10 protein-coding genes and 1 pseudogene are annotated in these 13,437 nt (G+C 61.9%); 6 read left to right on the plus strand and 5 right to left on the minus strand.

What is annotated here, in order from left to right; translation table 11 throughout:
- Nucleotides 1-63: 63 nt before the first annotated feature.
- Both O3303_RS16940 and O3303_RS16945 read right to left on the minus strand, forming a co-directional pair.
- On the minus strand, nt 64-1,113 hold the full coding sequence (locus O3303_RS16940) for a hypothetical protein (protein WP_269559557.1): 1,050 nt from the start codon (nt 1,111-1,113) through the stop codon (nt 64-66).
- 91 nt (nt 1,114-1,204) lie between these two features.
- Entirely contained in the window at nt 1,205-2,584 is a 1,380-nt protein-coding gene (locus tag O3303_RS16945) for a LutB/LldF family L-lactate oxidation iron-sulfur protein (RefSeq protein ID WP_269559558.1), read from the minus strand.
- A 47-nt stretch (nt 2,585-2,631) separates the two neighbouring features.
- On the opposite strand from O3303_RS16945, the gene O3303_RS16950 reads away from it, so the two are divergent.
- Complete coding sequence (locus O3303_RS16950; RefSeq protein WP_269559559.1) at nt 2,632-3,018, plus strand: hypothetical protein; 387 nt, start codon at nt 2,632-2,634, stop codon at nt 3,016-3,018.
- 3 nt (nt 3,019-3,021) lie between these two features.
- Here O3303_RS16950 and O3303_RS16955 read toward each other — a convergent pair whose 3' ends face one another.
- A complete protein-coding gene (locus O3303_RS16955; protein WP_269559560.1) occupies nt 3,022-4,731 on the minus strand; it encodes a M28 family peptidase in 1,710 nt (569 codons plus the stop codon).
- 80 nt (nt 4,732-4,811) lie between these two features.
- Nucleotides 4,812-5,288: a 2-C-methyl-D-erythritol 2,4-cyclodiphosphate synthase gene (ispF, locus tag O3303_RS16960; protein ID WP_044014628.1), complete on the minus strand. Its 477-nt coding sequence runs from the start codon at nt 5,286-5,288 to the stop codon at nt 4,812-4,814.
- A 214-nt stretch (nt 5,289-5,502) separates the two neighbouring features.
- Here ispF and O3303_RS16965 point away from each other — a divergent pair, with 214 nt between their 5' ends.
- The 5 genes from O3303_RS16965 (at nt 5,503) to O3303_RS16985 (ending at nt 12,926) form a co-directional block, all read left to right on the plus strand.
- Complete coding sequence (locus tag O3303_RS16965; protein ID WP_269559561.1) at nt 5,503-6,117, plus strand: TetR/AcrR family transcriptional regulator; 615 nt, start codon at nt 5,503-5,505, stop codon at nt 6,115-6,117.
- Between the two features lie 23 nt (nt 6,118-6,140).
- Nucleotides 6,141-7,832: a TolC family protein gene (locus O3303_RS16970; RefSeq protein ID WP_269559562.1), complete on the plus strand. Its 1,692-nt coding sequence runs from the start codon at nt 6,141-6,143 to the stop codon at nt 7,830-7,832.
- Between the two features lie 47 nt (nt 7,833-7,879).
- On the plus strand, nt 7,880-9,004 hold the full coding sequence (locus O3303_RS16975) for an efflux RND transporter periplasmic adaptor subunit (protein ID WP_269559563.1): 1,125 nt from the start codon (nt 7,880-7,882) through the stop codon (nt 9,002-9,004).
- Nucleotides 9,005-9,065: 61 nt separating this feature from the next.
- Nucleotides 9,066-12,485: an efflux RND transporter permease subunit gene (locus O3303_RS16980; protein WP_269559564.1), complete on the plus strand. Its 3,420-nt coding sequence runs from the start codon at nt 9,066-9,068 to the stop codon at nt 12,483-12,485.
- 180 nt (nt 12,486-12,665) lie between these two features.
- Nucleotides 12,666-12,926 (plus strand): acyl carrier protein, encoded by a 261-nt coding sequence (locus O3303_RS16985; RefSeq protein WP_269559565.1) that lies wholly within the window; start codon nt 12,666-12,668, stop codon nt 12,924-12,926.
- A 378-nt stretch (nt 12,927-13,304) separates the two neighbouring features.
- Here the strand turns inward: O3303_RS16985 and O3303_RS16990 are convergent.
- Nucleotides 13,305-13,382 (minus strand): annotated as a pseudogene (locus tag O3303_RS16990) (YkvA family protein); the annotation flags it as partial.
- Nucleotides 13,383-13,437: the final 55 nt, after the last annotated feature.

Here is a 13,437-nt window from a genome sequence, read left to right on the forward strand (position 1 = left end):
TGCGGGAATAGGTACTGGTACAAGCGGCAGGCGCCACAGGCTTCAGCCCTCCGTTTCTGCAGCTTACAGGTCCTTTACTTCGGGGGCCATGGTGATGCGGCCCAGAAATTCGAGGGCCGTGGTGTAGCGGCTGCGCAGCTCGTGGTAGTGCTGCCAGGCCTCGTCGCGGTTGCGGCGCAGGGGCAGGCCGCCCTCCGCCAGTCTCGCGTACGCCTCGTCGAACTCGGCGCGGTGCGGGTTTTCCAGCGGCTCGTTGTCGGGTAGCAGCTCGCTGGGCTTGGTATGAATGTCTTCGTTGAAAAAGCGGAAAATACGGTTTATCGATACGCAGCCCGCCTTGAATGTTAGCTCCGCCTGCTGATTGTGGGGACCTTCTAAGGAGCTGAACATCAGCGCGGCCGAGTCCAGAATCAACGAAGCCGTCGTCACCCAGGAGCGGCCGGGCTGTGGCGAGCGGAAAAACGACAGAATGGGCAGCGACGTATGGCTTTCCTCCAGTTCCATAAACCAGCCCTCCCAGGCTTCCCACTGGGCAGTGTCAGGAGCCTGCACGTCGCGGCGGTACAGCCAGAGCAGCAGCGTGCTGGCCGTGGGCGGCGCGCCCGCCCGCAGTTCCACCCTGGATACCACCAGCTCGCGCCGGGAAAAAGCCTGGTAGATAGTGGGCAGGTAGGAGATGAGCAGCGTGAGCAGCAGCAAACCCAGCGTGGCTTCGGCAAAGGTGAAAGCCGTGACGATGGGGCCGCGCGTTTTGTGGGTGCCCAGCGTGAGCAGGGAGCTGCCACTAAGCTGAAAACAGTCCAGCCAGTCGCCCTCGTTCATGCCCCAGTAGATACCGGTAAACCCGAGGGCCACTACCGCCAGCCACACCACCGGCAGCGCCACCAGGGCCACGGGCGCGTAATGTGCCTGCACCCGGTCGCGCCCGCTGAAGGTTTTGTGGCGGGAAGACGCGAAGTCAAACAGCGTCCGTAGGGGCCGGAATACGTAGGTGTTCAGCTTCACCACTTCGTTGCGCGGCAGCACAAACGAGCGGATGGCGGCCGACAGCGTGATAATAACCAAAACCACACCGGCTATGAACGCCAGCGCGTGCAGCGCGTAAAACAGCATAGAAAAGCAAAACCGCCGCCCAATCGGGCGGCGGCTGTTGTACTGCATTGGGGGTAGTAGGGTTGGCGGGCTACTCAGCTGACCCTAAACGCTACCCCCGCGCCTTCCACATCTTCCGGAACGACTGCGGCGCCACCTCCAGGGCGTCGCGGCGCTTGCTCCAGCCTACTTGGCTGAGCAGGCGCAGCAGCACCCAGTTTTTGGCGCGGGCCGGCAGCAGATCCAGTAGGCGGCGGTTTTTCATGGCCAGCAGCCACAGCCGGATGGCGGTGCGCTCTTCTTTGTCAGTGAGGTTTTCGCGCACGGCCTGCTGGCGGTTTTGCAGCAGCAGGTTATGAATCGGGATTTTGACGGGGCATACCGAGGTGCAGGCGCCGCACAGGCTGCTGGCGTAGCTCAGGTGCTTGTTGTCGGCCATGCCGGCCAGGTGCGGGCTGATAACCGAGCCGATGGGGCCGGAGTAGGTGGTTTCGTAGGTGTGGCCGCCGATGTTCTTATACACCGGGCAGATGTTGAGGCAGGCCCCGCACCGGATGCAGTGCAGCGCCTCGCGCTGGGCGGGCTGGGCCAGCAGGTTGGTGCGGCCATTGTCGAGCAGCACCACAATCATCTCGTCGGGGCCGTCTTTTTCCAGCGGCTGGCGTGGGCCGGTGTAGATGGTGTTGTACACCGTGACTTGCTGGCCGGTGCCGCTGGTGCTAAGCAGCGGCCAGAACAGGGCCAGGTCTTCCAGCTTCGGAATCACCTTCTCGATGCCCACAATGGCAATGTGAGTGCGCGGAAACGTGGCCGACAGGCGGGCGTTGCCTTCGTTTTCGGTTACGGCCACGGCGCCGGTATCCGCAATCAGGAAGTTGCCCCCGGTGATGCCCACTTCGGCCGAGGTGTACTTGTTGCGCAGCAGGTGCCGGGCCGTGAGCACCAGCTTCTGGGCGTCGTCGGTGTACTCGATGCCGAGGTGCTTGACGAAGATGTCGGCAATATCCAGCTTGCTCAGGTGCATGGCCGGCGTCACGATGTGGTAGGGCCGCTCGCCGTTCAGCTGCACAATGAACTCGCCCAGGTCCGTCTCCACCGACTCGATGCCGTTCTGCTCCAGAAAGTGGTTGAGGTGGATTTCCTCGGTGGTCATGCTCTTGGCCTTCACCACAGTACGGGCGTGGCGGCGGCTCATGATCTTGCCGATTTCGCGCAGGGCCTCATCGGCATCCCGCGCCCAGATAACCTTGCCGCCGCGGGCTGTGAAGTTGCGCTCAAACTCCAGCAGGTACTCGTCGAGGTGGTTGACGGCCTGCGCCTTCAGGTACGACGCCCGTTCGCGGGCCAGCTCGTGGTCTGCGTAAAAGCCCAGGCCGGTGGTCACGGCCGCGTTGTACTTGCCGATATTGAAGCGGATTTTGCGGCGGTGCTCCAGGTCGAAGGCCTTGTTTTCGCTGTCGAGCTGAAACTGACTGGATTTCGTGGCTATCATGGCGGTACGCTGAAATTACTAGTGCAAACTACTCAATTGGGCCCAGCATGGCACTTTCGCTCATCCCACACCCCTTGCCGCCCGACGGCTTCCCGGTGCCCATCGACCGGATCGACAGCGCCTTCCGGCTGCTGGGGTTTCTGCCCGGCTACTCCCACAACGACCTCACGTGCCGGCTGGTACTGCATGAAACGCACTGGGAAATCAAGATACTGACCACGCAGCAGCATTCCTACCCGGCTATAAAGCAAGTGGATTTCAGGCCCGAAAGTTTTTGGAGCCGCGCGCGGGTGCTGCTGAGCGTGCAGCCCGACCACCTCGAATACATAATAAAACCCTCGTCCGGGGCAGTTGCCAGAGCCTTGCTCCGGTTCTGCCTCGAACGAGGGCTTCCACTGACGCCCGCTGCCCGCCAGGAAGCCCTGGCCAGCTGAGCGCTATTTCTTGTTGGAGTCTACCACCACCCGCGTGTCGCGGTTGGCCAGCTCCCAGGCCGAATGGAACACGAGGCGGGCCCGCTTTTCCATCTTCGGAAACTCGATTTTCTCTACTTCGTCGCCGGCTCCGTGGTAGTCGTCGTGCACGCCGTTGAAGAAGAACGCCACCGGAATCTTGTGCTTGGCGAAGTTATAGTGGTCGGAGCGGTAGTAGAAGCGGTTGGGGTCTTCGGGGTCGTTGAAGCGGAAGTCCAAGTCGATCTTCGTGTACTGCGCGTTGGCGTTGAGCACGATTTCGTGCAGCTCCGATGAGAGCTTATCCGAGCCGATAACGTAGACGTAGTCGCTCTTGCCTTCGTGCTCCTTGTCGGTGCGGCCCACCATGTCGGTGTTCAGGTCGGCTACGGTCTGGGCCAGCGGAAACACGGGGTGGTCGGTGTAGTACTCTGAGCCCAGCAGGCCTTTTTCCTCGCCCGTGACGGCCAGAAACAGGATGCTGCGGCGTGGGCCGTGGCCTTCGGCTTTGGCTTTCATGAAGGCCTGGGCCATTTCCAGCACCGTCACGGTGCCCGAGCCGTCGTCGTCGGCGCCGTTGTTTACCTCGCCGTTGATGATGCCGATGTGGTCGTAGTGAGCCGAAAGCACCAGCACTTCGTCTTTCTTATCGGTGCCTTCGAGGTAGCCCAGCACGTTTTCGGTGGTGAAGTCCTCGCGCTTCTTGGGGGCCGTGATGGTGAATTTCGCCAGCTTGAAGGGGCTGGCGACGGGCTTGCCGGCTTTACCGGTGGCGTCCAGGTACTTGGTTACGGCCGCGGCATTGGAGCCCAGCAGCTGGTAGCCCAGCTTCGGCGACAAAAAGAACGCCGCGCGGCGGCCATCGGGCTTGGCATCCTTGAACGAAATGCTGGGCCGGCGCAGGTAGGGCATCATGCGCGGGACCAGCTTGTCGAAGTTGTTGTTGGGATCGAAGCTGACGAAGAACACGCTGCGGGCGCCTTTTTCGGCGGCTTTGGCGGCCTTGGCGCGGTAGTCGTTGCCCCACTTGCTGGGGGCGCCGTCTTTGCCCAGCACCGGCTTGCCATCGGGGCCGGTAGGCTCGCCCAGCAGAATCAGCACGTCCTTGCCCTGCACGTCTTTGCCGGTGTAATCGGAGTAGCCATCCTGCTCGATGCCGTAGCCCAGAAACACCGGCTGCACGCTGGTAGCCTGCTGAAACGGCGAGTTGCCCATGGCGTAGAAATCCGTCAGCCACTTGTAGGTCTGGGTGCCCACTTTGAGGGTGGCGGTTTCTTCCCAGGTGCTGCGCTCCATCGTGAAGTGCTGCAGGTAAGGGTTGTCAGAACCCGTAACGGGGCCGGCCAGACCCAGCTTCTTGAACTCGGCGCTGAGGTAGTCGGCGGCCATCTTCTGGCCCTTCTCACCGGTTTCGCGGCCTTCGTAGGCATCGGAGGCCAGCACGGTCAGGTGCTGGCGCAGGTCGGCCTGGGTGATGGTGGCGGCGTAGGTGCTGGCCCACTCGGTGGGCTTGTCGGTGGCCAGGGTGGGCGTCGTCAGCACAGCGCCGTCGGTGGCGGGCACTACGGCCGGAGCCTCGGTTTTGGCGCCGCGCTTTTTCTTGACTTTGATTTTGTCGGGAGCCTGCTGGGCTACCGCCGAAACGGTAGCGCCCACCAGGAGCAGCCCGGCCAGGAAGGAGGAAGAGGAGGACATAGAGGGTCGGTTTAGACGACGGTAAGGACGGAATTTCTGCTAAAGGCTGCACGGGCAGTACCGCGAAACGGACGTTCGCGCTACTTGGTGATGAGCACCGAGGCGTAGGCAGCCACGCCTTCGCGGCGGCCCACGAAGCCCAGCTTCTCGGTGGTGGTGGCCTTGATGCTGATATCGTCGGCGTCGATGCCCATCACCTCAGCCAGCACGCGCTGCATTTCGGCAATGTGGGGGTTGACTTTGGGCGCTTCGAGGCAGATGGTGGAGTCGATGTTGCTGATGCTGTAGCCGCGCTCCGTGAGCAGGCGCACCACTTCCTTCAGCAGCCGCTTGCTGTCGATGCCCTTGTACTGCGGGTCGGTGTCGGGGAAGTGGAAGCCGATGTCGCGCAGGTTGGCCGCGCCCAGCAGCGCGTCGCAGATGACGTGGATGAGCACGTCGGCATCGGAGTGGCCGAGGGCGCCGTGGGTGTGGGGCACCTGGATGCCGCCCAGCCAGAAGGGCAGGCCCTCCTGCAGTTGGTGAACGTCGTAGCCGAAGCCAGTGCGGATTTTCATAGGGGTCGGGGGAATGCAGGCGAAAGAATGGACTGGCAAGGTACGGCAAGCCGGCGGTTGGCGGCGGCCAAAAAAATGGGCCGACGCTAAAGTAAAACCGGGGCTCGTGCGTCGTGAGAGCAGCACGGACGGTCGCAGTGAAAAAGGATAGCAAAAAATTAATGGAAACTATGGAATCAATAAAAGTTTCCATCGTATCTTTGCTACCGTAATCATGGAAATCAAAGACCGAATCTTACAGGCCTCCATCGGCCTCTTCACCCGCAACGGCATCAAGAGCGTGTCGATGGACGACATTGCCACGCACCTGGGCATTTCGAAGAAGACCCTTTACAAGTGGTTTGAGAACAAGGACCAGATTGTGTCGGCCGTTATTCATAACCACCTCAACGGGGTTCAGGGCGAGTGCGAAGGCATCATCGGCCACGCCCGCAACGCCGTGGATGAGATGGTGCAGATGATGGACTGGGCCAAGCGGCAGTTTGCCAATATGAACCCCAACGCCATTCACGACCTGCGCAAGTACTACCCCGCCGCCTGGGGCCTGTTTCACGAGCACAAGAGCAGCTTCATCCTGCAGCAGATTCAGGCCAACCTGCGCCGGGGAGTCGCCGAAGGCCTCTACCGCGCCGACCTCGACATTGAGGTGCTCTCGCGCCTGCGCCTGGCCCAGATCGACGTGCTGTTCGACCCCGACGTGTTTCCGTCCGCGCAGTTCGACCAGATGCGCGTGCAAATGGCCTGCAACGAGCATTTTCTGCTGGGCGTGGTGTCTCTGAAAGGCCACAAGCTCATCAACGAGTACCGTCATGTGACGGAAGAAGAATAGGCAACATCACCGCTTTCCCCCATATGAAAAACAACCTACGCGTTTTGTTGCTGGCCGCCGGGCCGGGCCTGCTGGCCCCCGCCGGTGCCGCCCTGGCGCAGACTGCCCCGGCATCCCAGCCCGCGCTGGCCGTTCAGCCTACGGCCGGCAATATGCCCCTTTCGCTGCAGCAGGCCGTTGCCTATGCCATCCAGAACAAGCCTACGCTGCTGGCCACGCGCCTGGGCGAGCAGACGGCCCGCGCCAAGGTGGGCGAAATCCGGTCGGCGGGGCTGCCGCAGGTGAGCGTGGCGGCCAACGTAGCCGACAACTTCAAGCTGCAGAAAAGCCTCGTGGATTTTGGTGCGCTGGGCGGCGGTAGCTCGGCTACCACCCTCACGCCGGCCGACATTACCGCGGCCCAGAGTGGCCGGACGGTGAACCTGGGCACCGTTTCGCTGCCCTCGGAACCGGTGCCGCCGCAGGCGTTTGCCTTTGGCCTGCAATGGGCCGGCAACACCAGTGCCTCGGTGTCGCAGCTGCTGTTTGATGGCGCCTACCTCATTGGTCTGAAAGCGGCCAAAGTGTATGAGCAGCTGGCGCAGAAACAAACCCAGCAGGCCGAAATCGACGTGGTGGAGCAGGTGAGCAAGGCCTACTACAGCACGCTGGTGGCCCGCGAGCGGCTGCAGCTGCTTTCGCGCAACGTGCAGCGCCTCGACACCATTCTATACCAGACCAACGAAACCTTCAAGGCGGGCTTCGCCGAGAAGCTGGACGTGCAGCGCCTGCAAGTGCAGCGCAACAACCTGGTAGTGGAGCAGCAGAAAGCCCAGCGCCTCACCGAGCTGAGCGTGGCCTTGCTGAAGTTTCAGATGGGCCTTGACCAGAGCCAGCAAGTGCAACTGACCGATTCGCTGAGCAACGCGCTGGTGGATGCCGGCTCCCTGCGCCAGCGCCTGGGCGCGGCCAGCCCCACCACCGGCGGCGGCGTGAGCGGCCTGGGCGGCGTGCCCACCGGCACGGCTCCCGCCAGCACCAACACCGCCGACCAGCGCCAGCAGGACCAGCAGACGGCCCTCAGCGGCGCCCGCACCGGCCAGCTGGCGGCCGCCTTCAACTACAACAACCGCATCGAGTTCAGCACCCTGGAAACCCAGCAGGCCCTGGCTGGCCTGGACCTGGCTAACCGCCGGGCTGGCGCCTACCCGCGCCTGCTCGCCACGGCGGCCTACGGCTTCTCGGGCTCGGCCAAGGAAGCTGGCGACCTGTTTGCCTTCCGCGGGCCTGATTCGCGGTCGAGCAATGGCTTCCCCAACCAGAACTGGTTTGGGTTTGGCAACGTGGGGCTGAGTCTGCAGATTCCGGTGTTCGACGGCTTCCGCCGCAAGTATGTGGTGCAGCAGGCCCGGATTCAGCAGCAGACCATTGAGCGGGGCTTCGAAACGCTGCGTCAGAGCATCGACCTGCAGGACGCGCAAAGCCGCACCACGCTCATCAACGCCCTGGATGTACTCGACAACCAGAAGGCCAACCTCGACCTGGCCGGCGAAGTGGCCCGCGTGTCGCGCATCAAGTTTCAGGAAGGCGTGGGCTCCAACCTGGAAGTAGTGACGGCCGAAACCGAGCTGCGCTCGGCCCAGACCAACTACTACGCCGCCCTCTATGATGTGCTGGTGGCCAAAGTCGACCGCGACAAAGCCACCGGTGAACTCTACAGCCAGGCCCAGAAATAGGCCCGCCGCTTCTCTCCTCCATGACGACGACTAGCTCCTCCTTCTCCATGAAATACGTTACTTCCTCGGCCGTACTGGCCCTGGCCCTGCTGGCCGCCTGCGGTCAGAAAGATGCTGCCACTGAACTTGCCACGCTCAAAAAGGAGCAGGCGGCCAACCAGGCCAAAATAGCCGAGCTGGAAGCCAAAACCGGCAAGCCCGCCGAAGGCGCTGCCGCCCAGACCACGCCTGTTTCCGTCATTAAGGTGGCGTCCGAAGACTTCAAGAGCTACCTGGAAGTGCAGGGCCGCGTTGATTTCGACCAGAACGCCACCGTGGCTGCCCGGGCTGCCGGCACGCTCACCAGCGTGCGGGTGCAGCGCGGCGACCGGGTGAGCAAGGGCCAGACCCTGGCCACCGTAGACGCCAGCGTCCTCGATGCCAACATTGCTGAGCTGCGCACCCGCATGGACCTAGCCCGCGTGATTTATGAAAAGCAAAGCCGCCTCTGGAAACAGGAAATCGGCACCGAAATCCAGTACCTGCAGGCCAAAAACAACTACCAGGCGCTGCAGCGCAACCTGGCCACTATCAACCAGCAGCGCGCCCTCTACACCGTGGTGGCGCCGTTTGCGGGCACCGTGGATGATGTGCTGCCCAAGCTCGGCGAAACCGTAGCGCCCGGCGCGCCCGTGGTGAAGCTGCTGAGCGGCGGCGGTACCGGCAAGATTGTGGTAGATGTGTCGGAAGCCTACGCCAACCGCGTGAAAGTCGGGGATAAAGCCCTGGTGACCATTCCGGACTTAGGCGGTGAGGAAGCGGCCGCTACTGTGCGTGTCGTGACCAGCACCATCAACCCCACCAGCCGCACCTTCACTACCGAGCTACGCCTCAACAGCCCCGGCAAAGCCGGCCAGCTGCGCCCCAACATGGTGGCCAATGTGCGCATCCAGAACTACGACCGCCAGAACGCCACCGTGCTGCCCGTTGACCTGGTGCAGAAAGACGAACAAAACAGCTTCGTGCTGGTGGTAGATGAAAAGGGCGGCAAGAAAGTGGCCGCCAAGCGCATCATCCAGATCGGCAACACCTACAACGGCAAGGTGGAAGTAACCAGTGGCCTGCAAACCGGCGACCAGGTAATTTCGGCCGGCTATCAGAATCTGAACGAAGGACAGGCGGTAACGCTGTAGCAGAGCAACTGCCGGCCTCAGTTGAGGCCGGCGGTTTCGTTCACCCCGCAAAGACCCCATCATGCAGGATCCAGAAAAAGAGTTTGGCCCCACCAGTTGGTCCATCGACAACAAAACCAGTATCTACATCATCACGCTCATTTTGTGCGTGATGGGTATCTTCTCCTATATCAAGCTGGGCAAGGAGAAATTCCCGGATATCGTGATTCCGCGCATCATCGTGGCCACGATTTACCCCGGCACGTCGCCTACCGACATCGAAAACCTGGTGACGCGGCAGCTGGAAAAGGAAATCAAGAGCGTGAACGGCGTGAAGAAGATTTCTTCGACCTCCAACCAGGATTACTGCATCGTGGACGTGGAGTTTACCTCCGGCGTGGACGTGCAGTACGCCAAGCAGCTCATCAAGGACGCGGTGGACAAGGCGCAGAACGAGCTGCCCAACGACCTGCCCTCGCCGCCTACCGTGCAGGAAGTGAACCTGTCGGAGCTGCCCATCATGAACATCAACCTGGCCGGCAACCTGCCCGTGAGCCAGCTGAAAAAGTACGCCGACGACTTCCAGGACAAGATTGAGGCCCTGCCCGAAATCACCCGCGTGGACATCATCGGGGCTCTGGACCAGCAGGTGAACGTGGACGTGGACCTGAACCGGCTGCGGGCTTCGCGCCTGAGCTTCTCGGATATTTCGGCCGCCATCGGCCGCGAGAACATCACCATTTCGGGTGGCTCCATTGACGTGGGCAGCCAGAAGCGGGCCGTGCGCGTGGCCGGCCAGTACGTGCGCGCCGCCGACATTGCCAACATCCAGGTGAAGAACCTGAACGGCGCGGCCGTGCGCCTCGGCGACATTGCCACCGTCACCGACGGCTTCAAGGACCGAGAGTCCTTCGCCCGCCTCGACGGCAAAACCGCCGTGACCCTGAACGTTATCAAGCGCCAGGGCGAAAACCTGATTGACGCCTCCGACAAGATCAAGGAAGTTATTGCCGAGTCGAAGAAGACGCTGCCCACCGAGCTGACCATCACCGTCACCGGCGACACGTCCAACGACACCCGCGTTACGCTCCACGACCTGATCAACACCATCATCATCGGCTTCATCCTCGTGACGCTGATTCTGATGTTCTTCATGGGCACCACCAATGCCCTGTTCGTGGGCCTTTCGGTGCCGATTTCCATGTTCCTGGCCTTCGTGCTGCTGCCCGGCTTCGGCTTTGCCCTGAACATGATTGTGCTCTTCGCCTTCCTGCTGGCACTGGGTATCGTGGTCGATGACGCCATCGTGGTGATTGAAAACACTCACCGCCTGCTGCACGAGCACCCCAACCTCACCACCGCCAAGGCCGCCAAATACGCGGCCGGCGAGGTGTTCATTCCGGTATTGGCCGGCACGCTCACCACCGTAGCGCCGTTCGTGCCGCTCATGTTCTGGCCCGGCATCGTGGGCTCGTTCATGTTCTATCTGCCTGTCACGCTGATCCTGACGCTGATGTCGTCGCTGATTGTGGCCTTCATCATGAACCCGGTGTTTGCCGTGAGCTTCATGGAGCGCGAAGACCACCACACCGGCGAAAAGCCCAAGTGGGACCGTAACTTCCTCATTGCGCTGGGCGTGATGGTGCTGATTGCAGGCGTCGGCTACGTGGCGGGCTCTATGTTCGTCGGCAACCTGATGCTGACGCTGATGGTGCTCGTGATTCTGAACCGCTTCGTGTTCGTGCACATGATTGCCTGGTTCCAGACCAAGGCGCTGCCCCGCTTCCAGGACGGCTATGCCAGCCTCGTAAACTGGGCCATCAGCCACCCGGTACTGGTGATGGCCAGCATGGTGGTGCTATTCTTTGTGTCGGTTTTCGCTATTGCGGCCCGTCAGCCCAAGGTAGACTTCTTCCCGATAGGCGACCCTAAGTTCGTGTACACCTACCTCAAGATGCCGGTGGGTACCCGCGTCACCGTCACCGACTCCATTGCCCGGGTGCTGGAAAACCGCATCTACACCGTTATCGGCAAGGATAACCCCGACGTGGAATCGGTGATTACCAACGTGGCCATCGGCGCCTCCGACCCCGGCGAAGCCTCGGCGGCCGGTACGTCGCAGTCCAACCTGGCGAAAGTGGCCGTGGCGTTCAAGGAAATGAGCGAGCGGACTGGCCCGGCCACGGCCACGTACATGGACAAAATCCGGGAGGCCGTGAAAGGCATTCCGGGCGCCGAAGTGGCCGTGGATCAGGAGTCGAGCGGGCCGCCCACCGGCAAGCCGATTGCCATTGAAGTAGCCGGCGACGACTACGCCACCCTGGCCAAGCTCTCCAAGAAAGTGTCTCGCCACATCGACTCGCTCGGCATCGGCGGCATCGAGCAGCTGCGCTCCAACCTGGAAGACCGCAACCCCGAAATTGCCGTCAACATCGACCGGACCCGCGCCAACCGGGAAGGCATTAGCACCGCCCAGATTGGGGTGGAAGTGCGCACCGCCATCTACGGCACTGAGGCCAGTAAATTCAAAACTCCCGACGACGAGTACCCGATTCAGGTGCGCTACTCCGAGCCTTACCGCTCCGACATCGACGCCATCCTGAACTCGCCGCTGACCTTCCGCGACGCCACCGGCGCCATCCGGCAGGTGCCCATCTCGTCGGTAGCCGACGTGAACTACGGCACCACCTACGGCGGCATCAAGCGCAAGGACGTGAAACGCGTGATTACCATCTCCTCGAACGTGCTCAACGGCTTCACCGGCCCCGACGTGGTGCGCCAGATCGAAACGGCCCTGAAATCGTACCCGACGCCGGCTGGCTACACCATTAAGATGGGTGGCGCGCAGGAAGACCAGCAGGAAACCTCCGACTTCCTCGGCATTGCTGCCGTGGGCGCCATTGGCCTGATCTTCCTGATTCTGGTGATGCAGTTCAACTCGGTGAGCAAGCCGGTCATCATCCTCACCGAAATCATCTTCTCGGTGATTGGGGTACTGCTGGGCCTGGCCATCACGGGTATGAACATCAGCATTGTAATGACCGGTGTAGGCATTATTGCGCTGGCAGGTATCGTGGTGAAAAACGGTATTCTGTTGGTGGAATTCACCGACATTCTGCGGGCCCAGGGCATGCCGCTGCGCGAAGCCATTGTGCTGGCCGGCCGCACCCGCCTCAACCCGGTAATCCTGACGGCTACGGCCGCCACGCTGGGTCTGATTCCGCTGGCCATCGGCCTGAACATCGACTTCTACGAGCTGTTCAACTCCGGCCACGCCAACTTCTTCATCGGCGGCGAATCGGTAACGTTCTGGGGCCCGCTGGCCTGGACCATCATCTTCGGTCTGGTGTTTGCCACCGGTATCACGCTGCTGGTTGTGCCCGTGATGTACCTGCTCACCGAAAGCCTGAAGCTGCGCGTGCAGAAGCAGCCGGAACCTGTTGTCAGCCACGACGAGGTACGGGCTGCCACGCCTCCCATTTTTGTAGAAGAAGAAGTGTAAGCAGTTACCGGGCCGGCGGCAGCTGCTGCCGGCCCGGAATTTTTACTGCCGGCGGTTTATTGCCGGCGCGGTGCAACCATTGGCCCGGTTCCCGAACTCCTCCGCCCGAACGGGCGCCCGCAGGACTGGCTGGCCAAGCCACCGCAATTTTTTTCAGTACCCCACGTTTCCGTCGTTCCTATGATCACCTCAACGACCTCCGCCGCCAAGTCCATTCAGCAGCAGGTGCTGCGCATCATCAGCAAGCGTAAGGCCATCAAGGCCCGGCGTCTGCGCATCGGCAGCAACCTCAGCCGCGAGCTGGGGTTCGACACCGTCGATGTGGTCGATATCATCCTGGAGCTGGAGCGCAACTTCCACATCACCATCCCCGACGAAGTGCCGCTGGCCACGGTCGGCGACTTTGTGAGCTACGTTGCCTCGCACGCCAAAGCAGCCTAACCATACCCGCCGGCGCGCAGCCGCCCCCACATCGGCATTCCGAACACACAAAAAGGCCCTGCATCAGCTAATGCAGGGCCTTTTTGTGTGTTCGGAATGTGCCGGAAATTAGCGGACGTTGCCGCCAGCATCGCCACCGGCTGGCCGCGCCTCGGATGACGTGCTGGGCTCGCGGCTGCTATCGGTGGTGTTGGCCGCTATATCGGAGAGGGCGGCGCTGGTAGACTGCAGGGCAGGCGCTTCCACCGGCGCAGTTTTGGGGGCGCCGGCCGAGGCTTTATCCTCAAACGGCCGGGATTCTTCTACCACCATCGGGCGGGTTTTCTCCCATTCAGCAAACCGGTCCATTTCTTCCTTGATAGTGGTGCTGAACCAAGCTACCAGGGCCACGTCATCGAGCAGACCCAACACCGGAATGAAGTCGGGAATCAGGTCGATGGGGCTCAGGAAATAGATGGTCACGGCCACGGCTCCCACTACGGTGCTGGTGGGCAGGCCCGTGTACTCGCCC

The sequence above is a fragment of the Hymenobacter canadensis genome, assembly GCF_027359925.1.
Taxonomy (GTDB): Bacteria; Bacteroidota; Bacteroidia; order Cytophagales; family Hymenobacteraceae; genus Hymenobacter; species Hymenobacter canadensis.

What these genes read in the sequence shown, in the direction of transcription:
- ispF (WP_044014628.1), bottom strand. Translation starts at nt 5,288, where the DNA reads ATGAAAATCCGCACTGGCTTCGGCTACGACGTTCACCAACTGCAGGAG.
- O3303_RS16955 (WP_269559560.1), bottom strand. Translation starts at nt 4,731, where the DNA reads ATGTCCTCCTCTTCCTCCTTCCTGGCCGGGCTGCTCCTGGTGGGCGCT.
- O3303_RS16945 (WP_269559558.1), bottom strand. Translation starts at nt 2,584, where the DNA reads ATGATAGCCACGAAATCCAGTCAGTTTCAGCTCGACAGCGAAAACAAG.
- O3303_RS16940 (WP_269559557.1), bottom strand. Translation starts at nt 1,113, where the DNA reads ATGCTGTTTTACGCGCTGCACGCGCTGGCGTTCATAGCCGGTGTGGTT.
- O3303_RS16965 (WP_269559561.1), top strand. Translation starts at nt 5,503, where the DNA reads ATGGAAATCAAAGACCGAATCTTACAGGCCTCCATCGGCCTCTTCACC.
- O3303_RS16975 (WP_269559563.1), top strand. Translation starts at nt 7,880, where the DNA reads ATGAAATACGTTACTTCCTCGGCCGTACTGGCCCTGGCCCTGCTGGCC.
- O3303_RS16980 (WP_269559564.1), top strand. Translation starts at nt 9,066, where the DNA reads ATGCAGGATCCAGAAAAAGAGTTTGGCCCCACCAGTTGGTCCATCGAC.
- O3303_RS16985 (WP_269559565.1), top strand. Translation starts at nt 12,666, where the DNA reads ATGATCACCTCAACGACCTCCGCCGCCAAGTCCATTCAGCAGCAGGTG.
- O3303_RS16950 (WP_269559559.1), top strand. Translation starts at nt 2,632, where the DNA reads ATGGCACTTTCGCTCATCCCACACCCCTTGCCGCCCGACGGCTTCCCG.
- O3303_RS16970 (WP_269559562.1), top strand. Translation starts at nt 6,141, where the DNA reads ATGAAAAACAACCTACGCGTTTTGTTGCTGGCCGCCGGGCCGGGCCTG.